The sequence below is a fragment of the Faecalibacillus sp. genome (assembly GCF_047023275.1).
GTDB lineage: Bacteria > Bacillota_I > Bacilli_A > Erysipelotrichales > Coprobacillaceae > Faecalibacillus.
The window spans coordinates 14,119-35,052 of record NZ_JBKYAR010000006.1 but is presented as its reverse complement, the minus strand read 5'-3'; the positions used below and the strand labels follow the sequence as shown (position 1 = coordinate 35,052).

The window sequence follows — 20,934 nt, the reverse complement described above, 5'->3', positions numbered from 1 at the left end:
AGATGGAAAATAAAATTGAAGCTAAGCATCTGAATTTATATTATGGACAAAAACATGCTTTAAAAGATGTAAATTTAGATATTAAAGAAAACAAAATTACTGCATTTATTGGCCCTTCAGGGTGTGGTAAATCAACATTTTTAAAAACATTGAATCGTATGAACGATTATGTTGATAATGTTAAAATTGAAGGGGATGTCATCTTAGATGGTGAAGATATCTATGATAGCCGTGTAGATACAACATTACTTAGAAAAAAAGTCGGAATGGTTTTCCAACAACCAAATCCATTCCCTATGTCGATTTATGATAATGTGGCTTATGGGCCACGTATTCATGGTATTAAAAATAAAAAACAACTTGATAAAATCGTTGAAGATAGTTTAAAAGCAGCAGCACTTTATGATGAAGTTTCAGATCGTTTACATTCAAGTGCTTTAGGTCTATCTGGTGGACAACAACAAAGATTATGTATTGCTCGTGCTTTAGCGGTACAACCAGAAGTTATCTTATTAGATGAACCAACAAGTGCCTTAGATCCAATTTCAACACTTAAAATCGAAGAACTTTTATTACAATTAAAAGATCAATATACGATTGCAATCGTTACTCACAATATGCAACAAGCAAGTCGTATTGCTGATTATACAGCCTTCTTCTTAGTTGGAGAAATGGTAGAATATGGACCAACAAAAGATGTCTTTGGTATGCCAAAAGATAAAAGAACTGAAGATTATATTACTGGTAGATTTGGATAGGAGGAAAGAAAGATGCCAAGAAGTCAATTTGATCAAGAGCTTAATAAGATGCATGTTGATTTAGATAGGATGTGTCATCTTGTTGTTTTAGCTATTGAAAACTGTGTTACAGCATTTAAGGAACAAGATTATGAACTTGCTCGAGATATTATTCATGGAGATAAACAAATTAATGATGTGGAAAGATCGATTGAAGCAAAATGTTTATCTTTGATTTTAAAACAACAACCCGTTGCTTCTGATTTAAGAGATGTTTCTACTGCTTTAAAAGTAGTTACTGATTTAGAAAGAATTGGGGATCAAAGTGCAGATATTGCTGAATTGATTTTAGAAATGAAAGAAATGGATAGTTTCTTAATGATTGGTCATATTCAAGATATGGCAAAAATTGCAACTAAAATGGTTAAAGAAGCTTTAGATGCATTCCATCAACATGATTTAAAACATGCTTTAGAAGTAAAGAAGATGGATATTAAAATGGATGAATTGTTTGATCAAGTTAAAGAAGATATTATTCAAATGATCAAAGAATCGAATGACAAAGGTGATTTAACAATCAACTTCTTAATGATTGCTAAATACTTTGAAAGAATAGGCGATCATGTTGTTAACATCTGTGAATGGATTGAATTTAATCAAACAGGAAAACTTAACAATACACGATTAATTTAAACCTCTTTATAGAGGTTTTTTTAGTTGTTCAAATATGTAAATACATTTAATTTATTTAAATATATTAAGTTTATCATGTGTTATTATTAGTATGCTTTTATTTTAAATGACTATCGAAAATAGTAGTTAAAAAAGAGTGACTATGATATAATTTTGCCGAATAGTTATACACGGCAGGTAGTTATCCTTGGTCGTTTAGATCGAAGGACGTATTCTTCGTTTACATAGATATCCCTAGGGAAATATGAAAAACGGAGGTGATGGAAATGACAGCTTATGAAGCTATCATGATTATGTTAGGTACACTAACATTAATGATGTCGATAATAAGTATTGTTATTAAATTACTTCTATACATTATAGAAAATAATGCAAAAAAATAACTACCTCACAAAGTTTTGGCAAACACTGAGGTAGTTATTTTACTCACAAAAAATCCAAGGCTAGTCGTTTATGACTATTCCTTTTTTCATTTATATTATAATTTATGATAATTTCTAAGTCAACATCACAAAATGATTGTTTAAAAAAAGTCTGATTCGAAAATGATAATGTCTTAATATATCCAATTTGATAATGTCCCACTAGTGGGACATTATCAAATCCATGTTAAACTATAACCTCAATGATTGGAGGTTATTATGAGAAAGGTTGAATTAAGAATGAATGAAGAATACAAATATAAAATCATTAAGAAACTTGTTGAAACTGATGGCAATAAAAAACGTGCCGCTTCTAAATTGAATTGTACTGTTAGAACGGTTAACAGACTCATCATTAAATATAAATCCGAGGGTAAAAGTGCTTTTATTCATGGTAATCGTGGCAGAGTCCCTTCTACTACTATTCCTCTTGATATAAAAAACAAAATTATCTCTTTTTATATCAATGAATATTCCAACGCCAATTTCTCTCATTTCTGTGAAATTGTCCATAGAGAATTCAATATTAAAATCAGTGATACTACTTTAAATAAGTGGCTTAGAGAAGAAGATATTATTTCTCCTAAAGCTAGAAGACGTACTAAGAAGCTATTAAAACAACAGTTAAAATCCAAAATGAAGAATTCCAAATCTAAAAAGATTAAAAACGATATCAAGAACTCTATCGCTTTGATTGATGAAAAAGATGCTCATCCTAGACGCCCTAGATCCAAATATGTTGGTGAAATGATTCAGATGGATGCCTCTTCTTTTCATTGGATTGATAAAGAGCTTTGGCATCTTCATGTCGCTATCGATGATGCTGATGGTAAAATCGTTGGTGCCTACTTTGATTATCAGGAAACCCTTAAAGGATACTACAATGTTCTCTATCAAATATTAACGAATCATGGCATTCCTGCTTTATTTTATACTGACAGGCGTACTGTATTTGAATATAAAAGAAAAGACAGAGCATTCGATGATGAAGATACCTTCACTCAGTTTTCCTATGCCTGTCATAATCTTGGAATTGATATAAAAACTACGAGCGTACCCCAAGCCAAAGGGAGAGTTGAAAGACTCAATCAAACATTACAGTCTCGTTTGCCTATCGAACTCAAATACGCTCGTATCACCAATATAGAGGATGCCAATAAATTCTTAAACTCCTACATAAAAAAATTCAATGATCAATTCGCTCTACAACTCAATACTACCAAATCAGTATATGAGAAGCAACCTGATATTGAAGAAATCAATCATATGCTTGCAGTATTGTCACCTAGAAAGATTGATGCTGCTCATTGTATTCGTTTTAAAAACAAATATTATTTACCAACGTCCAATGAAGGAGCTAAACGATATTTCAATAATAAAACTGATTGTATGGTTATTGAAGCTTTTGACGGCTCTCTCTATGTAAACATACTTGATACTTTATATCTTATGGAAGAAGTTCCTGAATATGAAAGATTCTCAAAAGAATTCGATGATGAACCTGACACAAAAGAAAAGAAAGTTAAAAGAAAATATATTCCTCCAATGACTCACCCTTGGAAAAGAGAGTCATACAACAATTATGTTCAAAAACAAAAGCACCGTTCTGGTGCTAATGTTTAACTTTTTTTGAGACATTTTCATTTTTGCTTGACACATCACAAAATGATTGTTTAAAAAAAGCTTTTCATGCAAATAAATAGCATCTTGTGCAATAAATATATCATTAATGCTAATCATCACATATAATTGTATTAATTAGGGAGGATTACCATATGAACAAGAAAAGATATATTATAATTGGGTCAATAGTTTGTGTACTGCTTATGACAGTGGTATTTTTTGTTTCTAATCATGGAAAAAGTAATGAACAAGTTGTTACAGAATATTTTGAACTTTTAAAAAAGAAAGATTATAAACAAATGTATCAAATGTTAGATCAAAAGACAGTCTATACTCCTACACAAAAATATTTTATTGAAAAGCATAAAGAAATCTATGATGTAATAAATCCAAGTAATATACAGGTAAAAGTAATAGATGAAAAAGATAATATGGTTCAATATCAAATATCGATGGATACTGTAGCTGGAAAAGTTAAATATAAAAATAAGATTGAAATTAAAAATGAACAAATTAAATTTAATAAGCAACTTATTTTTGATGAGTTTTCTGATAAGAACAAAGTAAAAGTGATTACGACACAACCTTATAGAGGGTATATTTTAGATAGAAATGGAAAATATTTAGCTAAACAAGGAAATGCTTATTCTGTTGGTCTTGTAAGAGGAAAATTGAATGGTGAAAATGATTATGCACAAATAGCTAAGTATTTAGAAACGGATGTTGAAACCATTCAAAAGAAAATGAGTGCATCTTGGATCAAAGATGATTCTTTTGTACTTATTAAAAATGTATCAGAACAAGTAAAAAATCAATTGATTCAACAAGAAATTTTAAATATTAAAGGTGTTAAAATCAATACGATTTCTATGCGTGTTTATCCTTATGATAAAATAACATCTCATATCATTGGGTATGTCCAAAATGTTAATTCAGAAGACTTAAAAAAACATAAAAATGAAGGTTATACAAGTAATTCAATAATTGGTAGAAGTGGTATTGAAGCAACATATGAAAAAGAGTTACGTGGAGAAGTAGGTGGAAAAATTGTCATTGTTGATGAAAATAATAATGTCATTAAAACAGTTGCCCAAAAAGAAGCAAAAGATGGTAAAGATATTCGTTTAACAATTGATATTGATTTACAACAAAGTCTTTATAATGAATATCAAAATGATAAAAGTGCTTCTGTTGCTCTCAATCCAAAAACAGGAGAAGTCTTAGCTCTTGTATCAACACCATCCTATTCAAATAATGATTTTGTCTTAGGATTATCAACAGATAAATGGAATGCTTTAAATAATGATAGTAATCAACCTTTAATGAGTCGTTATAAACAAACTTATACCCCTGGATCAACAATGAAGCCTATTACAGCAGCTATTGGTTTAGAAACAAAGACAATTGATCCAGATAAGGATTTAGGTGCTAAAGATAAATGGCAAAAGGATTCAAGTTGGGGCAATTATTATGTGACAACATTACATGCTCCTTCACCTAATAATTTAAAGAATGCCATCACGTATTCTGATAATGTTTATTTTGCAAGAAGTGCCTTAACTATTGGAAAAGATAATTTGTTTAAATATTATAAAAACTTAAAGATTGGTGAAAAGATTCCTTTTGAACTTGCTTTAAATAAAAGTCAGTATATCAATAAAAATCAAAAAGTAAGTGATCAATTAATTGCTGATAGTGGTTATGGACAAGGACAAATTCTGATGAATCCTCTACAACTTGCAAGTATCTATAGTGCTTTTGTTAATAATGGATCAATCTATCAACCACATATCGTTCAAGGAAAAACAAAAACATGGATTAAAAATGTTTTTTCAAAAGAGACAACAAAAACAATAAAAGAAGATCTTATTAATGCCATTGCGGATGAAAATGGAACAGGACATGCCATCTATCATGATAATGTCATTCTTGCAGGTAAAACAGGAACGGCAGAAATTAAACAAAGTCAAAGTGATACAACAGGAACAGAACTTGGTTGGTTTACAGTCATGACGATAGATGAAAAAACAACCTCTTTTAATAACAACAATGGTCGAAGATGTAAAAGATCGAGGAGGTAGTGGATATGTTGTTGAACATACAAAAACACCTCTAGATTTATATCTTTCTAAGTAGGGAAAAATGATGAAGAATAAGATAGTTTTTACTTATCGATTCATTATACTCGTTTATTATTTATTGGCTTTTTTGATTGCTGTTATGAATGTTGATCATTTAGAAAGAGTAGTAATCTATGCATTGATTATAATTGTTTTGTTTGGTATGGTGATGCGTATTTATATAATGAATATTCCAAAATTATTGTTGTCAAATAAGTATATTGAAAAGAATTTATCTACAGTAAAAGAGGCGATAGATAAAATTCATAATAAATCCATTAATGACAGCTTAACAACGATATATGTTTTCCTTTTAGAAATTTCTAATTATAAAGAAGAATATCAAAATTTTGTAGAACAAAATAGTAAAAGAATTTTTGATGAAAAGCAAAATAAACATTGGTATACTATAAAATTACAGTATTATTATAATTTGAATAAAAAAGATGAATATTTAAAATTATATGATTCTCAATTGGATAATAAAGTTAAAAACCCACTTTTTAAAATCATGTATCTCATTTTAAATGAAGAATTTGAAGAAGCTCTTGAATTATCAAAGAAGGTTACAAGTCAACAAAAAGACATAGGATATATTATGAAGTTATATTATAGAATTATTTGTTTAGAACATTTAGAAAAAGAAAATGAATTGAATGATTGTATTAATGAGATGGTAGAATTCAATGATTAAATACATTATGTTAAAGAAATTAAAGATAAGTATAAAAAATAATAATATGGTATACTTCTTTTCGTAACTTTATTTAGAAAGAAGTGAAATATGAATGTTAATAAAGATAGTAGATGATGATCAAGCTTTTGTAAAAAAGATAAAAGATATTGTTTATGATAATTTTAAAGATATCTTTCTTGATTATTCGATAGAATGTATAACGAGTAATTTTGAAGCTCAGTATTTTGAAAAAGGGGATATTTTCTTTTTAGATATTGATTTAAAAGAAAAAAATGGCATCAAAATTGCTGAAAAAATTAGAGAGAACAATTCTAATGCAATTATTATATTTGTTTCAGCAATGAATGATATGATTTTTGATTCATTAATTGTACAACCTTTTTACTTTATTAGAAAAGATAATTTTGATAGAGATATGAAAATCGCATGTACTCTAATTCAAAAATATATTAATAAAAATCATAAAATTATTACTTTTGATTTAAATGGTAAAAAAACCTCTATGCAATTATCAGATATCATTTATTTAGAATCCTTTTTACATGAAATTACGATTCATACACCATTTGATGATTATAAATATTCGAGTACTTTTAATAAAATGATGTCACTTATTAATTCTACGAATATCATTAGAATTCAAAAATCCTATGCAGTTAATTTATTTTGGGTTAAAGAAATTTATAAAGAAGAGTTATTATTGAGAAATGGAGTTATTTTAAAGATTGGAAAAAATATCGACAAGATGTATTAAAACAATATAAGGAGTATTTATTAAAATGATGTATTTATTTTTTGATTATTTAGAAGTATTATTAGGCGCAATTTTCATAGGTGTTTTTTGTGATGTTGAACAAAAAAACAGATATTGTTTGATTTCATCGATAATTAGTTTCTTTGTTATGGAAATTATGCAAACTTACGATTTGTTTGGCAATGAGATGGCATATGTACTAGCAATTACTAATTTTGTAATTGTTTCTATTGTAAAAAAGGAAGTTAAATTTTATAATTTTATTCCTTGTATATTATTTACATGGATATCTGTTTTTACTTCAACTATAGTTTTATTTTTCTTTAAAGTAATAACAAATTATAATATAGAAAATATTATAAAGCTGTATAGAATACCTATCATTTTTTTAGCAAGAATTATTTTCTTGGTTCTTATTGTTGTATTGAATTATTTCAAAACTAAAATAAAAGATACAATTATTGAAAAAAATAAATATTTATTAACAATTACAATGGTATTGATTTTTGGAATATACTTTATTTTGTTGAATGATATAGGACATATGCAAATAACTATTGATGATATCTATGTGGTTTTATTATTATTGCTAGTTTTATTTTTTGTGGTATGTATTTTATTTATACATATGACACGACTCTATAATGAAAAAACAGAATATGTGTTAAAAAATAAAGAATTGGAATACATAGAAAAAAATAAGTCTTTAGTGCATTATCTTCATGATAATGTTATGAAAATACAGCATTCTTTAAGATATGGATTGATTTTGATAGAAAATAATATAAATGATCAAAAGTATGAAGATGCTAAACATCAAATAGAACAATTTTATGATTTATTAGATAATAAAACAAATATTATGACGAATAATTATATATTTGATACTTTATTAAATGATTATATTTTTCTCATAAATTCTAAATATAATGCCAAAGTAAAATCATTGATCAATATAGGAAATGATTTCTTTTTTAAAGATGTAAATAATTGTACAAAAATAATAAATATTATCTCAAATTTCTTTGAACAATCTAATAAGACTTATTTAGAAATAAAACTTATTGAACATGAATCATATATTGAATTAGATTTATTCGTAGAAAGTAATTTTGATAAAATAAATGATGATACCAACATTGATTGTTTTGATGATTATGCACATCTAAGAAGAATTTTTGATAAATAGAAGAAAGACTTATACAAATATGTTGTATAAGTTCTTTTATTTCTAATCAACTTTTAACCTAAACTTAACATAAAATTCTTTTGCTATGTTAAGATAATGTAAAGGATGTGGAAATAATGAAAGAATGTATATATGTAGTAGAAGATGATGAAAATATTAGAGAAATTATAGATTTAGCTTTAACAAGTGCAGGTTATAATGTTAAACAATATTCAAATGCTTTAGATGCTTTAGAAAATATGAAAACAGATCAAGTGGATCTAGCTGTTTTTGATTTAATGTTACCTGGCATTTCAGGAATTGATGCTATCAAAAAGATACGTGAAACTGATCAAGAATTACCTATTTTGATTTTAAGTGCGAAGGACCGAGAAATTGATAAAGTCAATGGTTTAGATAGTGGTAGTGATGATTATATGACCAAACCATTTGGTGTTTTAGAGTTACAAGCTAGAGTACGTTCTTTGCTTAGAAGACATGCTCCTAAAGCAGCGCCGATTATTGAAAGTCAAACTTTAAAAATTGATAAACAAACAAGAACAGTGATGCATAATGGACAAGTCATGGAACTTACCAATAAAGAGTACCAACTACTTTTATATTTGGTAGAAAATCATACACGTGTCGTAGAAAGAGACGAAATTTTAAATCATATTTGGGGGTATGATTTTATTGGTGAATCAAGGGTTTTAGATGTGCATATTCGAGCTTTAAGAGCTAAATTGGATGATGATGGAAGTAAGTATATTAAAACTATTAGAGGTGTAGGATACCGCTATGTTGAGGAAGTGAAATAAAAATGAATAAAGCGTTATTTAAATATTTTGCGACAGTTTTAATTGTGACATTATTATTTTCCTCAAGTGTATCGATGGTTATTTTATCAGATCAAATGATGCAAACAACAAGAAAAGATATGTACTATACGGTAAAGCTTGTAGAAAATCAAATTGATTATCAAAAACCTTTAGATAATCAAGTAGAGAAACTTAATGATTTAGCTTATACAAAAGATACGCGTTTAACAATTATTGATAAAGAAGGAAATGTTTTAGCGGATAGTGATAAAGAGGGGATTCAAGAAAATCATAGTGGACGTAGTGAATTTAAAGAAGCTTTAAGTGATCAGTTTGGTTATGCGACACGTTATTCTTCAACAGTTAAAAAGAATATGATGTATGTGGCTTATTATCATCGTGGTTATGTAGTTCGTATTGCGATTCCTTATAATGGTATCTTTGATAATATAGGACCACTTTTAGAACCATTATTTATTAGTGCTGCTTTATCATTATGTGTTGCTTTAGCTCTTTCTTATCGTTTTTCTAGAACACTTACTAAACCATTAGAGGAAATTAGTGAAGAGGTTTCTAAAATCAATGATAATCGTTATTTAAGTTTTGATCATTATCAATATGATGAATTTAATGTTATTGCGACAAAACTTAAAGAACAAGCAGATACAATAAGAAAGACACTAAAAACTTTGAAAAATGAAAGATTAAAAATAAATAGTATTCTTGATAAAATGAATGAAGGGTTCATTTTATTAGATACAAATTATGAAATACTTATGGTCAATAAAAAAGCTAAACAACTTTTTAGTGATAAAATGGAAGTGAATCAACCTATCCAAGATTTTATCTTCGATCACCAAATTATAGATCAATTAGAAAATATTGGTGTAGAACCTAAAATTGTTACTCTAAAAAAAGATGAAGAAGTCTATGATTGCCATCTTGCTAAAGTGGAATATGGGGTGACTTTGCTCTTTGTAAATATTACTGAATCTGTTAATGCTACAAAAATGAGACAAGAATTTTTTTCGAATGTTTCTCATGAACTTAAAACACCTATGACATCCATTAGAGGTTATAGTGAATTATTACAAGCAGGAATGATTGATGATCCTAAAGTAAGAAAACAAGCATTGGATAAAATACAAAAAGAAGTTGATCATATGTCACAATTGATAGGTGATATTTTAATGATTTCAAGACTTGAAAACAAAGATATTGAAGTCATTAAACATCCTGTTCATCTCCAACCAATTGTTGATGATATTTTAGAATCATTAAAAGTAGAAATAGAAAAAAGAGAAATTACAGTAGAATGTGATTTAACATCACAAACTTATCTAGCAAATCATCAACACATCCAACAATTAATGAATAACCTGATCAATAATGCAGTAAAATATAATAAACAAAAAGGAAGTTTAAATATTCATTCTTATCTTATTGATCAAGACTACATTATTGAAGTAAGTGATACAGGTCGTGGTATTTCACTTATTGATCAAGGGCGTGTCTTTGAACGTTTCTTTAGATGCGATGCAGGACGTGATAAAGAAACAGGTGGTACAGGTCTTGGACTTGCAATTGTAAAACACATTGTTCAATATTATAAAGGAACAATTCATTTAGAAAGTGAATTAGGTAAAGGAACAACCTTTAAGATTGTCTTGCCAATAAATAAGGACTCGTTGTAGTCCTTATTTTTATGAAAAAGAGTTATAACTTGATAAAATGTGTAATTTTACATATTTTATCAAGTAAAAAAATGTATTTTTGCATATTTTATCAAGTTGAAGGGTGTTGTTACTCATTTTCAAGATATTTTGAATATGTTAAAATGTCATAAAAGAGAGGTAGAAAAAATGCTTCAACAAGAAAGACATGAACAAATACTGGCAAGATTAAATACAGAAGGAAAAGTAAAAGTTAAAGAACTCGCAAACGATTTTGAAGTCACAGAAGATTGCATACGTAAAGACTTAACGGCTCTAGAAAAAGAAGGTCTTTTAAAACGTATTCATGGAGGAGCCATGCAAGTAAGAAAGAATCTCCATGCCTATCATGTAGATGAACGTATGAGTGTACGTTTATCACAAAAGAAAATCATTGCGAAAAAAGCAGTTGAATTGATTGAAGAAAATACAGTGATTTTTTTAGGAATCTCTACAGTGAATTTAGAACTTGCCAAGTGTATTTATCAAAAAAATATATCACTTACAATTATTACAAATATGATTGATATTATGCAATTATTTAGACAAGGGGAACATAAAGTAAATCTTATTTTCATTGGAGGACATTTTAATCGCGCTAAAGATGGTTTTATAGGTACTCTTGCAATTGAACAAATTCACAATTATCGTTTTGATCTTTCTTTTATCGGTACAGTAGGAATGAATATTCATGATGGAAAAGTAACTACATATGATGTTGAAGATGGTCTTACAAAAAAAGAAGTCATGGAAGCAAGTAAAAAATGTTATCTTGTGGCAGAAAATGAAAAGTTCAATTTGGATGGAAATTATGTTTTTGGGCATTTAAGTGAATTTACGGGATATATTGGTGAACAAGAGTTAGGAAGTCCTTTTAAGGAAAAAATAATGGAGTATGGATTAGAAATCATTTAGTGATTTCTTTTTTTTGTAAAATCAATAAAACAATTATTGAATACTATTGTTTTATAACTTATAATGACCTTGTAATAATAAAAAGCAATAAAAGGAGGCATGTTATGAATTGTTTATATCAAACAAAAAGAATTTCTAAGTTAAAAGAAAAGATGTTAAGTAGTAAACGTTATGCTTCTATTGAACAAGCACGCATCATTACACGTGTTTATCAAGAAAATGAAGATTTATCTATTCCTAAAAAAAGAGCTTTATCTTTAAAAGCAGCATTAGAAGAATTAGAGATTTCTGTAGAAGATGAAGAATTGATTGTAGGAAATCGTACCAAAGGTGTACGTTATGGTGTGGTTTTTCCTGAAAGTGGATGTTCTTGGATCAACCAAGAATTTGAAACATTACCAACAAGACCACAAGATCAATTTTTAGTAAAAGAAGAAGATATTAAAGAATTTAGAGAAAAGATTTATCCTTATTGGAAAGGAAAATCTTTAGAAGATGCGATTAAAGGAACTTATGGAAAAGAAATCAATGAAATAAGTAAAGTGGTAAAAATTAATCAAAAAGATCATGCTCAAGGTCATATTTGTCCTGATAGTGCTTTATGGTTAAAACTTGGTCCTCAAGGTTTAATGGAAAAAGCAAAAGAAAAATTAAAGAATTGTAAAGATGAACAAAAAGAATTTTATGAATGTACGATTCTTGTATTAGAAGGGGCAGTTCATTTTATGCAAAGATATCATGATTTGATTGAAAGGGAAAAAATCGAATCATTAAAAGAAGTGGGAAAGATTTGCATGAATCTTTCTAAAAGACCTCCAAAAACTTTTCATGAAGCGGTGCAATCTTTATGGTTTTTATTTGTGATATTACATATGGAATCCAATGCTTCTTCTTTTTCACCAGGGAGAATGGATCAATATCTTTATCCTTATTATCAAAGAGATATAGAAAAAGGTAATCTTACTAAACAAGAAGCTTTAGAAATATTAGAATGTTTGTGGTTGAAATTTAATCAAGTTGTTTACTTAAGAAATCAAAATAGTGCGAAGTATTTTGCTGGATTTCCAATAGGATTTAATATTGCGATAGGAGGCGTGGACGAAAAGGGAAATGATACATATAATGATCTTTCTTTACTTTGTTTAAAAGCTCAAGAACATTTAGGATTACCACAACCTAATTTATCTGTAAGACTTAATAAAAATTCTAGCCATGAATTAATGCAAGCTGCTATTAAAGTTGTTTCACTTGGAAGTGGTATGCCACAATTTTTCAATGATGAAGCTATTATTCAACCAATGATTGAAGATTTAGGAATTGAAGAAAAAGATGCACGTAATTATGCTATTGTTGGATGTGTTGAACTGACAACACATGGCAACAATTTAGGATGGTCTGATGCTGCAATGTTTAATTTTAATAAGGTATTAGAACTAACACTTAATCATGGAAGATGCTTGTTGACAAACCAACAAATAGGTCTTGATTTAGGAAGTTTAGAAACATATCAAACTTATCAAGATTTAGAAAATGCTTTTCAAAAACAAATTGATTATTTTATTGATAAAATGATGACTGCAGAAAAGATTGTAGAAAAAGCACATCAAGATTATTTACCAACAGCTTTTCTATCTACTGTTATTGATGATTGTTTAGAAAAAGGATTAGATGTTACTAAAGGTGGAGCTAAATATAATCTATCAGGTATTCAAATGATTCAAGTAGCCAATCTTGCAGATTCTCTAGCAGCTATTAAACAACTTGTTTATGATGATAAAATGATAAGTCAACATGATTTATTAAATGCTTTACAAGAAGATTTTAAAGGCTATGAAATCATACAAACAATGCTTTTAAATAAAGTGCCTAAATATGGAAACGATGTAAGATGGGTCGATGAGCTTGGAAATCAATGGGCGTGTTACTTTAGAGAAAAGATGAAACGTTATACAAATTATCGAGGAGGTCCTTATCATACAGGAATGTATACTGTTTCTGCACATGTTCCAATGGGTGAAAATGTAGGAGCATCACTAGATGGTAGAAATGCTTTAAAACCACTTGCTGATGGAGGTATGTCACCTGTTTATGGAAGAGATAAACAAGGACCAACAGCGGTTTTAAAATCTGTTTCAAAACTTAATAATTCATGTACGACGAATGGTGGCCTTTTAAATATGAAATTCTTACCAGAATTTTTTAAAACAGAAATAGGCTGTTTGAAATTTGAAAATTTCTTACGTGCTTTTGTGGATTTAAAAGTACCTCATATACAATTTAATGTTGTTAGAAAAGAAGATTTGCTTGATGCTAAAGTTCATCCTGAAAATCATCAATCGTTGACAATTCGTGTTGCTGGTTATACAGCATACTTTGTTGAACTTGCTGGCAAGCTACAAGATGAAATTATTGAAAGAACAACTTATGAAAATATCTAAAGCATTGATTTTTGATATTAAAAGATTTGCAATACATGATGGGAGTGGTTTAAGAACAACAGTTTTTTTTAAAGGGTGTCCACTTCGTTGTCTATGGTGTCAAAATCCAGAAGGATTAAACACTCAAAGACAAGTCATCTATTTTAAAAATAAATGTATTCATTGTAGATGTTGTCAACAATTCAAAGAACAAATTAATTATCAAAACGATCGTCCATATTTTCAAAATCATCAAGACTTTGATCAAGTTATTAAAACATGTCCTAGTGGTGCTATTCAATATGATAGTCAGGAGTATACTTTAGATAAATTAATGAATAAAATTAAAGAGGATGAAGTTTTCTTTCAACATGGAGGAGGTGTTACATTTTCCGGTGGAGAACCCTTTATGCAAGGTGAATTTCTTATTGAAATTTTAAAAAGATGTCAGAAAGAAAAGATTCATACAGCTATTGAAACATCATTTTATACATCATTAGAATTTATAAAAAAGGCATTGCCTTATTTAGATTTAGTTTATATAGATTTAAAAATATTTGATGAGCAAAAACATCAAGCCTGTACAAATGTATCACCACAACTTATTAAAGAAAATATTCGTTATGTTTTACAAAGTGAATATAAAGATAAAGTGATCATTAGAACACCACTGATTCCAACAATGAGTGCAACGGATGAAAATATTCATCAAATCGTAAAATTTTTAATTCAAATAAATCCAGAAGTAAAATATGAGATGCTGAATTATAATCCTTTAGCTTCAGCTAAATATGAACTTGTGAATTTAAAATACGGATTAGAATCATATCAAATGTTTACCAAGCAACAAATGCAACATTTTTATGATGTTGCTTTACAAGCAGGAATAAAAAACTTAATAAAAGAATAGGAGAAAAGAAAATGGAATTTATAATTGATACAGTAAACTTAGAAGATATAAAAGAAGCAGTAGAATATATGCCAATTGTAGGAGTAACAAGTAATCCTTCAATTGTGAAAAAAACAAGTCCTAAAGATTTCTTTAAACATATGAAAGAAGTCAGAGAAATCATAGGAAAAGAAAGAAGTCTTCATATTCAAGTGATTTCTAAAGAATGCGATGAAATCGTTAAAGAAGCCCATCGTATACTAGAAGAAATCGATGATCAAGTCTATATCAAAGTACCCGTATCATATGAAGGAATCAAAGCTATCAAAAAACTAAAAGCAGAAGGAGTCAATGTGACAGCAACAGCTGTTTATGATTTGATGCAAGCCTATATGGCTTTAGCAGCAGGAGCAGACTATATTGCACCTTATGTCAATAGAATAGGGAACCTAGGAAATGATCCAATGGAACTTATCAATGAATTGTCAAATAGAATCGTACAAGATGGATATGATTGTAAGATATTAGCAGCCAGCTTTAAAGGAGTACAACAAGTAAGAGATGCCTTCAATTATGGAAGTCAAGCAATCACAGCGCCAGTAGAAGTCTTAAAACAAATCTTTGCGAATCCAAGTATTGAAAAAGCAGTGAATGATTTCAATAGTGATTGGTATGATGTTTATGGAGAAGGTAAAGGTATTTGTGATTTATAATAAAAGAAATGCTCATGTTTATTTGAACAGAGCATTTTTTAATATTCTTTTTTGTTTAAAAGTTTTAAACTAATGTGATAAGAAATTATATTACAGATGAATGTGAATATAACAGTTGCAAGTGTTACCATAGATAAATGATTTTCTATAAGTGAATCAATAATTGTTTCTAAATCAAAACCTATGAATTTTGTTAGAAAATAAATTAGAGCTACAAATAAGAAGATACCACCAAAAACAATGATCATTGCAAGTTGACTTCTTTGAGCTTCAAAGTAGACTCCTACGGGAGTTATGATCGCAATCACAAAATAAGAAAACATAAGTGTGAGTAGGCAACCTTGTAGAAAATCACTATTTAGAAAATGAAATGATTGTTGAATACGATAGTAACCTATACTTGAAATACAAATCGCAAAGAATAGAAAAAGTAATCCTAATAAAATACCTAAGCTATATTTTTGTTTAAGATAATCTTCTTTTTTTATAGGCAAAGTAAATAAAGATGTAAAGCCATGATTGATACTATCATAACTAATTGTACTCATTAAAATGATACCTGGGAATACACTGAAATAACCTAAAACAAAGGTGGGTTTCTTATAGAAATAAGAAGAGCCAAAACCAAATAAAACAAGAAAGAGAAAGAGTAATTTGCTTTCTTTGATATATGAAAAATCTTTAATAAATAGTCCTTTCATTTTATTCACCCCTTAACATCATAGAAAATAAAGTATCAAAATTATTCTTTTCAATAATAATTTCTGGATAGTTTTCTTGATAGAATTGTTTTTGATTCGTTAAAGCAGTATAACCATAATTTTCTTTTCTCGTCTTTATAAAGTAATTATGATCTACTTGATTAAATTGTTCTTCTGTTAATTTTAATAAACCATATTGATCTAATAAACAATCCGTTGTTTCATGAAATATAAACTTTCCATTATCAATCATATAAATATCATCACATAGACCTTCTAAATCAGAAGAAATATGAGAACTGATTAAAACTGAACGGTTTTCATCTTCTTCCATAAATTCTCGAATTAAGTCAATAATTTCTTCTCGAGCAAGAATATCTAAACCATTTGTTGGTTCGTCGAGAATAAGAAATGAGGCATGATGTGATAAGGCAATTAAAACATTGAGTTTTGCTTTCATACCGGTAGAGAATTCATTGATTTTTTTATCTAAAGGAAATTGATATTGTTTACATTTTTGTAGAAAGTAATCTAAATCAAAATCTTTATAGGTGTTATTTAAAAGATTCATTAAATCTTTCAATTTAAGATATTCACATAAAGAAATATTAGCTAGTGTACAACCAATTTTATTTTTATCAACATTTTTATTATCTTTATCTAAAAGTGTAATATCACCAGAATCGATATGAATGAGATTTAAAATGGCTTTAAAAAGTGTAGTTTTTCCTGAACCATTTTTTCCTATTATTCCCGTAATGGATCCGGGTTTTATTTCTAATGAACAATCTAAATGAAAATGTGAATAAGATTTTTGAACATGATTAACCTTTAACATATTACTCCTCCATTAATAGTTCTAGCATTTCTTTAATTTCTTCATAACTCACATCAGCTTGTTTTCCTTTTTGGATAGCTTTTTCTAGATGGTTTTCAATCTCTTTACGTGCTTCTTCTAAAAGGGTTTCTTCATTAACAGCAAGAATAAAAGTTCCTTTACCATGAATTGTTTTAGTAAGACCTTCGCTTTCTAAAAAGTCATAGGCTTTTTTTACGGTAAGAGCACTGATTTGTAATTCTTTAGCAAGGCTTCTTACAGAAGGTAAAGCATCATTTTCTTTTAAAGTGTGGTTATTGATTTGTTTCTTTATCTGATCGACAATTTGTTCATAAATTGGAATCATAGATGAGTGATTAATAATTATGCGCATATAAGTCCTCCTTCATCTACAAACAGTATATAACAGTATAAAACAGTTTGTCAACTGTTTGGCCAATCCAGCCAATGAAATAGTGAGAGAACAATGATAAAATAAGGCAGAAGAAAGATGAAGGTGATGAGTAATCATATTGGAATGAATGAGGCTGTAGAAACAGCAGTTACCATGTTTGAAAAATCTGAGATAAGCGTAAATGCTTGCAAGAAAATTATTAATACATGCCTTGATAGTTCGTGTAGATGTGATGGGAATAAATATGAAACTATAGAGTATCTTTATGAAGATCATTGTGGAAATTGTCTGAAGAAAAGGAAGATCAAGTTGCGCTTGGGCGTTGGGAAATTCCTGGTGAAATTAGAGAAGCTATTGTAGCACCACAAATTTGTAAAGAATGTTATAACAAGCTGTCTCAAAAATATGATATGGAAAAAGCATTTGTTCCTGACGATGAAAAGTATGTGGTAAATTTTATATTTTTTGTTGAGATATTTTATTTAAAAGATAATAATAGTTGTAAAAGGAGTGTTGAATATGACTGAAAAAGAAAAGATGGAAGCAGATTTATGGTATGATGCGAATAATGATCAAGAACTCATAGATCAAAGATTAGTTTGTCAGGATTTATGCTTTGAATTAAATCAATTAAAACCAAGTGATGAAAAAAGAAATGAAATAATTGAAAAGATTTTAGGATATTTTCCAGAGAATCTTGTTTTATTAAGTCCTTTTACAGCAGATTATGGAAAAAATATAAAACTAGGAAAGAATGTTTTTGTGAACATTAATAACTATTTTATGGATGGGGCATCCATTGAAATAGGTGATCATGTTTTTATTGGACCTTCTTGTGGTTTTTATACAGCGAATCATCCATTAGATTATACAAATAGAAATCAAGGATTAGAAAAAGCCTTACCAATCAAGGTAGGAGATAATTGTTGGTTTGGAGCTAATGTTTCTGTGATGCCAGGAGTTACCATTGGTTCAGGGTGTGTGATTGCTGCAGGAGCAGTGGTGACCAAAGATATGCCAGCAAATAGTTTAATTGCTGGTGTTCCAGCAAAAGTCATTAAAACAATTGAACAATAAAAATGACCTCCAATGGAGGTCATTACCTTTTATTTTAATAAACCTAATTCAATCATTTTTAACCCGATGTCTACAGAGTTATAAGCAGCACCTTTCATTAATTGGTCACCAGTAATCCATAAACTTAAAGCATTATCTTTATATAAATCTTTTCTTACACGTCCAACGTGAGTTAATTCATCACCGATAAAGCTTGTTGGCATTGGATAAACTTGATTAGCTAAATCATCACATAAATCAATACCAGTACTATTTCCTAATAATTCAAAGACTTTATCCATAACGATTGGTTTTTTAGTTTCAATATAAATTGATTCACTATGTCCACGTAAAACAGGAACACGTACACAAGTTGCATTGACTTCAATATCTTTATTGAAGATTTTTTTAGTTTCATTAACCATTTTCATTTCTTCTTTACTATATCCATTTGATAAATCAAATTTATCAACTTGAGGAATACAGTTGAAAGCAATTGGAAAATGTTTTTTATCACCAGCACAAGGTAATGTTTTAGCAACAGGTTCTTTACCATCTAAAACTTCTTGGCTTTGACGATAAAGTTCTTCCATACCAGCAACACCAGCACCAGATACAGCTTGGTAAGTAGAAACAACGATTCTTTCAATATCAAATTCATCATTTAATCTTGTAAGGGCACTACACATCATAATTGTTGTACAGTTTGGACAAGAAATAATTCCATGATGATCTTTTAAGGCTTCACCATTTACTTCAGGAACAACTAAAGGAACATTAGGATCCATTCTAAAATGTGAAGTATTATCAATATTGACACATCCAGCTTCTACAGCATATTTCATATATTTTTCTGAAATACTTCCACCAGCAGACCAGAAAGCAACTTCTACACCTTCAAAACTATTTTCAGTTAATTCTTCAACAACAAATTTATGTCCTTCAAATTCGATTTCTTTTCCAGCACTTCTTGCAGAAGCTAATAATTTAATACTTTCAAAAGGAAAGTTAAATTGGAAAACACATCTTAACATTTCACGACCAACGGCACCAGTAGCACCAACAATAGCAATTTTAAATTTTTTCATTTTTATAATCTCCTTATCCTCTTACTTTGAAAATAACAGCATTTTCATCATTTAATTTATTTTTTAAATCAGCCAATTCAATTTCTTCTGTTATATAAATATGATCATCTTTTTCACTATAGTATGTTTCATAAGGAATATCTACAGGTTTAGATGCTCTTACATAATAGCGAGATGAAGAAATAGGATAAACATGTTTACAATCTTCATAATCATGTGACCATCTTTCTACTTGGTGTGTTTTCATGATATCACTGACAACAGCTGAAGCAGTGACATAACGTCCAGCACCACGACCATAATAAATAATGTTATTAACATAATCGTTATCGATTTCAACAACGTTGTAAGAATCCATAACATTGGCTACAAGTTCATTTAAATTAACAAGTGTTGCTGAAACATCAATTCCTAAACCATCTTTAACAGGTTTTGCTTGAGCAATCATTTTAAAACGATAACCTAATTTTTTAGCGTAATCCATATCTAATTTAGTGACATTACGGATACCACTAGCTTGAATTTGATCAAAGTCAACAAATTTTTGATAACCATTTTGAGCTAAAATACAAATTTTATGAGCTGCATCAATTCCATCTAAGTCTAAAGCTGGATTAGCTTCAACATATCCTAAACCATCTGCAATTGATAAGGCTTCATCAAAATCAAGGTTTTCATTTTCCATTAAAGTTAAAATAAAGTTTGTTGTTCCATTTAAAATACCAACAATTTCTTTGGTGTTATTTGCAATCAAACTTTCTTTTTGACTTGCTAGAACAGGAATACCTCCCCCTACAGAAGCTTCATAGAAAATATGTACATCATTTGCTTTAGCAGTTTGGAAAATTTCTTTTCCATAATGAGCTAATAAAGCTTTATTAGCTGTAACTACATGTTTTTTGTTATTTAATGCTTCTAAGATAATGTTTTTCGCAATTGTTGTTCCCCCAATAAGTTCAACAACGACATCAATTTCCTCATCATTAATAACATCATGATAATCTTTTGTATAAATAATTCCCTTAGGTAAGTCTACTTCTTCAAGACCACACCCGTATTTAACAACAATTTCTTGTTTCATTTCTTTTTCTAAACGTGTTTTTTCATTTGTAAGAATTTCAACGACCCCATATCCTACAGTACCAAGTCCAATAACACCTATTTTCATGATAGTCCCCC

General features: G+C 28.7%; 20 protein-coding genes. 15 read left to right on the top strand and 5 right to left on the bottom strand.

Annotated features, from left to right (window positions below):
• Positions 1-2 precede the first annotated feature (2 nt).
• The 13 genes from pstB (at position 3) to ACLVEP_RS03180 (ending at position 15,678) form a co-directional block, all read left to right on the top strand.
• Entirely contained in the window at positions 3-758 is a 756-nt protein-coding gene (pstB, locus tag ACLVEP_RS03240) for a phosphate ABC transporter ATP-binding protein PstB (RefSeq protein WP_412582782.1), read from the top strand.
• Positions 759-770: 12 nt separating this feature from the next.
• Entirely contained in the window at positions 771-1,430 is a 660-nt protein-coding gene (gene phoU, locus ACLVEP_RS03235; RefSeq protein WP_032090841.1) for a phosphate signaling complex protein PhoU, read from the top strand.
• Between the two features lie 662 nt (positions 1,431-2,092).
• Positions 2,093-3,475, top strand: a complete 1,383-nt coding sequence (locus ACLVEP_RS03230; RefSeq protein ID WP_412582851.1) for an ISNCY family transposase — start codon at positions 2,093-2,095, stop codon at positions 3,473-3,475.
• 152 nt (positions 3,476-3,627) lie between these two features.
• The gene (locus tag ACLVEP_RS03225) at positions 3,628-5,556 is read left to right on the top strand and encodes a penicillin-binding transpeptidase domain-containing protein (RefSeq protein ID WP_412582780.1); all 1,929 of its coding nucleotides are present in this window, start codon (positions 3,628-3,630) and stop codon (positions 5,554-5,556) included.
• Between the two features lie 64 nt (positions 5,557-5,620).
• Positions 5,621-6,289 carry a hypothetical protein gene (locus ACLVEP_RS03220; RefSeq protein ID WP_412582779.1) on the top strand — a complete coding sequence of 223 codons (669 nt, stop codon included), beginning with the start codon at positions 5,621-5,623 and terminating at the stop codon, positions 6,287-6,289.
• Between the two features lie 94 nt (positions 6,290-6,383).
• Entirely contained in the window at positions 6,384-7,046 is a 663-nt protein-coding gene (locus ACLVEP_RS03215; protein ID WP_412582777.1) for a LytR/AlgR family response regulator transcription factor, read from the top strand.
• A 25-nt stretch (positions 7,047-7,071) separates the two neighbouring features.
• The gene (locus ACLVEP_RS03210; RefSeq protein ID WP_412582776.1) at positions 7,072-8,235 is read left to right on the top strand and encodes a hypothetical protein; all 1,164 of its coding nucleotides are present in this window, start codon (positions 7,072-7,074) and stop codon (positions 8,233-8,235) included.
• 116 nt (positions 8,236-8,351) lie between these two features.
• Entirely contained in the window at positions 8,352-9,032 is a 681-nt protein-coding gene (locus ACLVEP_RS03205; RefSeq protein WP_412582774.1) for a response regulator transcription factor, read from the top strand.
• A 2-nt stretch (positions 9,033-9,034) separates the two neighbouring features.
• Complete coding sequence (locus ACLVEP_RS03200) at positions 9,035-10,726, top strand: ATP-binding protein (RefSeq protein WP_412582773.1); 1,692 nt, start codon at positions 9,035-9,037, stop codon at positions 10,724-10,726.
• A 168-nt stretch (positions 10,727-10,894) separates the two neighbouring features.
• Positions 10,895-11,659: a DeoR/GlpR family DNA-binding transcription regulator gene (locus tag ACLVEP_RS03195; RefSeq protein ID WP_412582771.1), complete on the top strand. Its 765-nt coding sequence runs from the start codon at positions 10,895-10,897 to the stop codon at positions 11,657-11,659.
• Between the two features lie 104 nt (positions 11,660-11,763).
• Complete coding sequence (locus ACLVEP_RS03190) at positions 11,764-14,097, top strand: glycyl radical protein (protein WP_412582769.1); 2,334 nt, start codon at positions 11,764-11,766, stop codon at positions 14,095-14,097.
• Entirely contained in the window at positions 14,060-14,986 is a 927-nt protein-coding gene (locus ACLVEP_RS03185; protein ID WP_412582768.1) for a glycyl-radical enzyme activating protein, read from the top strand. The genes ACLVEP_RS03190 and ACLVEP_RS03185 overlap by 38 nt, the downstream gene beginning before the upstream one ends.
• Before the next feature lie 11 nt (positions 14,987-14,997).
• Positions 14,998-15,678 carry a fructose-6-phosphate aldolase gene (locus ACLVEP_RS03180; RefSeq protein WP_318001240.1) on the top strand — a complete coding sequence of 227 codons (681 nt, stop codon included), beginning with the start codon at positions 14,998-15,000 and terminating at the stop codon, positions 15,676-15,678.
• 38 nt (positions 15,679-15,716) lie between these two features.
• On the opposite strand, the gene ACLVEP_RS03175 is transcribed toward ACLVEP_RS03180, so the two are convergent.
• Genes ACLVEP_RS03175 through ACLVEP_RS03165 form a run of 3 tightly spaced genes read right to left on the bottom strand, consistent with a single transcriptional unit; the run spans position 15,717 to position 17,590 of the window.
• The gene (locus tag ACLVEP_RS03175) at positions 15,717-16,379 is read right to left on the bottom strand and encodes an ABC-2 transporter permease (protein ID WP_022002691.1); all 663 of its coding nucleotides are present in this window, start codon (positions 16,377-16,379) and stop codon (positions 15,717-15,719) included.
• A gap of 1 nt (position 16,380) precedes the next feature.
• A complete protein-coding gene (locus tag ACLVEP_RS03170; protein ID WP_412582766.1) occupies positions 16,381-17,217 on the bottom strand; it encodes an ABC transporter ATP-binding protein in 837 nt (278 codons plus the stop codon).
• 1 nt (position 17,218) lies between these two features.
• Positions 17,219-17,590 carry a GntR family transcriptional regulator gene (locus tag ACLVEP_RS03165; RefSeq protein ID WP_412582765.1) on the bottom strand — a complete coding sequence of 124 codons (372 nt, stop codon included), beginning with the start codon at positions 17,588-17,590 and terminating at the stop codon, positions 17,219-17,221.
• Between the two features lie 305 nt (positions 17,591-17,895).
• On the opposite strand from ACLVEP_RS03165, the gene ACLVEP_RS03160 reads away from it, so the two are divergent.
• Together ACLVEP_RS03160 and ACLVEP_RS03155 are read left to right on the top strand one after the other, a co-directional pair.
• On the top strand, positions 17,896-18,138 hold the full coding sequence (locus tag ACLVEP_RS03160) for a hypothetical protein (RefSeq protein ID WP_412582763.1): 243 nt from the start codon (positions 17,896-17,898) through the stop codon (positions 18,136-18,138).
• Positions 18,131-18,688: a sugar O-acetyltransferase gene (locus tag ACLVEP_RS03155; RefSeq protein ID WP_412582761.1), complete on the top strand. Its 558-nt coding sequence runs from the start codon at positions 18,131-18,133 to the stop codon at positions 18,686-18,688. The genes ACLVEP_RS03160 and ACLVEP_RS03155 overlap by 8 nt, the downstream gene beginning before the upstream one ends.
• Before the next feature lie 29 nt (positions 18,689-18,717).
• Here ACLVEP_RS03155 and ACLVEP_RS03150 read toward each other — a convergent pair whose 3' ends face one another.
• Positions 18,718-19,755, bottom strand: coding sequence for an aspartate-semialdehyde dehydrogenase (locus ACLVEP_RS03150; RefSeq protein WP_412582759.1), 1,038 nt, complete (start codon positions 19,753-19,755; stop codon positions 18,718-18,720).
• A gap of 13 nt (positions 19,756-19,768) precedes the next feature.
• Positions 19,769-20,923, bottom strand: a complete 1,155-nt coding sequence (locus tag ACLVEP_RS03145) for a homoserine dehydrogenase (RefSeq protein ID WP_412582757.1) — start codon at positions 20,921-20,923, stop codon at positions 19,769-19,771.
• Positions 20,924-20,934 lie beyond the last annotated feature (11 nt).

What these genes read in the sequence shown, in the direction of transcription:
- ACLVEP_RS03230 (WP_412582851.1), top strand. Translation starts at nt 2,093, where the DNA reads ATGAATGAAGAATACAAATATAAAATCATTAAGAAACTTGTTGAAACT.
- pstB (WP_412582782.1), top strand. Translation starts at nt 3, where the DNA reads ATGGAAAATAAAATTGAAGCTAAGCATCTGAATTTATATTATGGACAA.
- phoU (WP_032090841.1), top strand. Translation starts at nt 771, where the DNA reads ATGCCAAGAAGTCAATTTGATCAAGAGCTTAATAAGATGCATGTTGAT.
- ACLVEP_RS03225 (WP_412582780.1), top strand. Translation starts at nt 3,628, where the DNA reads ATGAACAAGAAAAGATATATTATAATTGGGTCAATAGTTTGTGTACTG.
- ACLVEP_RS03165 (WP_412582765.1), bottom strand. Translation starts at nt 17,590, where the DNA reads ATGCGCATAATTATTAATCACTCATCTATGATTCCAATTTATGAACAA.
- ACLVEP_RS03185 (WP_412582768.1), top strand. Translation starts at nt 14,060, where the DNA reads ATGAAATTATTGAAAGAACAACTTATGAAAATATCTAAAGCATTGATT.
- ACLVEP_RS03220 (WP_412582779.1), top strand. Translation starts at nt 5,621, where the DNA reads ATGAAGAATAAGATAGTTTTTACTTATCGATTCATTATACTCGTTTAT.
- ACLVEP_RS03170 (WP_412582766.1), bottom strand. Translation starts at nt 17,217, where the DNA reads ATGTTAAAGGTTAATCATGTTCAAAAATCTTATTCACATTTTCATTTA.
- ACLVEP_RS03180 (WP_318001240.1), top strand. Translation starts at nt 14,998, where the DNA reads ATGGAATTTATAATTGATACAGTAAACTTAGAAGATATAAAAGAAGCA.
- ACLVEP_RS03210 (WP_412582776.1), top strand. Translation starts at nt 7,072, where the DNA reads ATGATGTATTTATTTTTTGATTATTTAGAAGTATTATTAGGCGCAATT.
- ACLVEP_RS03195 (WP_412582771.1), top strand. Translation starts at nt 10,895, where the DNA reads ATGCTTCAACAAGAAAGACATGAACAAATACTGGCAAGATTAAATACA.
- ACLVEP_RS03205 (WP_412582774.1), top strand. Translation starts at nt 8,352, where the DNA reads ATGAAAGAATGTATATATGTAGTAGAAGATGATGAAAATATTAGAGAA.
- ACLVEP_RS03145 (WP_412582757.1), bottom strand. Translation starts at nt 20,923, where the DNA reads ATGAAAATAGGTGTTATTGGACTTGGTACTGTAGGATATGGGGTCGTT.
- ACLVEP_RS03190 (WP_412582769.1), top strand. Translation starts at nt 11,764, where the DNA reads ATGAATTGTTTATATCAAACAAAAAGAATTTCTAAGTTAAAAGAAAAG.
- ACLVEP_RS03150 (WP_412582759.1), bottom strand. Translation starts at nt 19,755, where the DNA reads ATGAAAAAATTTAAAATTGCTATTGTTGGTGCTACTGGTGCCGTTGGT.
- ACLVEP_RS03175 (WP_022002691.1), bottom strand. Translation starts at nt 16,379, where the DNA reads ATGAAAGGACTATTTATTAAAGATTTTTCATATATCAAAGAAAGCAAA.
- ACLVEP_RS03215 (WP_412582777.1), top strand. Translation starts at nt 6,384, where the DNA reads ATGTTAATAAAGATAGTAGATGATGATCAAGCTTTTGTAAAAAAGATA.
- ACLVEP_RS03155 (WP_412582761.1), top strand. Translation starts at nt 18,131, where the DNA reads ATGACTGAAAAAGAAAAGATGGAAGCAGATTTATGGTATGATGCGAAT.
- ACLVEP_RS03200 (WP_412582773.1), top strand. Translation starts at nt 9,035, where the DNA reads ATGAATAAAGCGTTATTTAAATATTTTGCGACAGTTTTAATTGTGACA.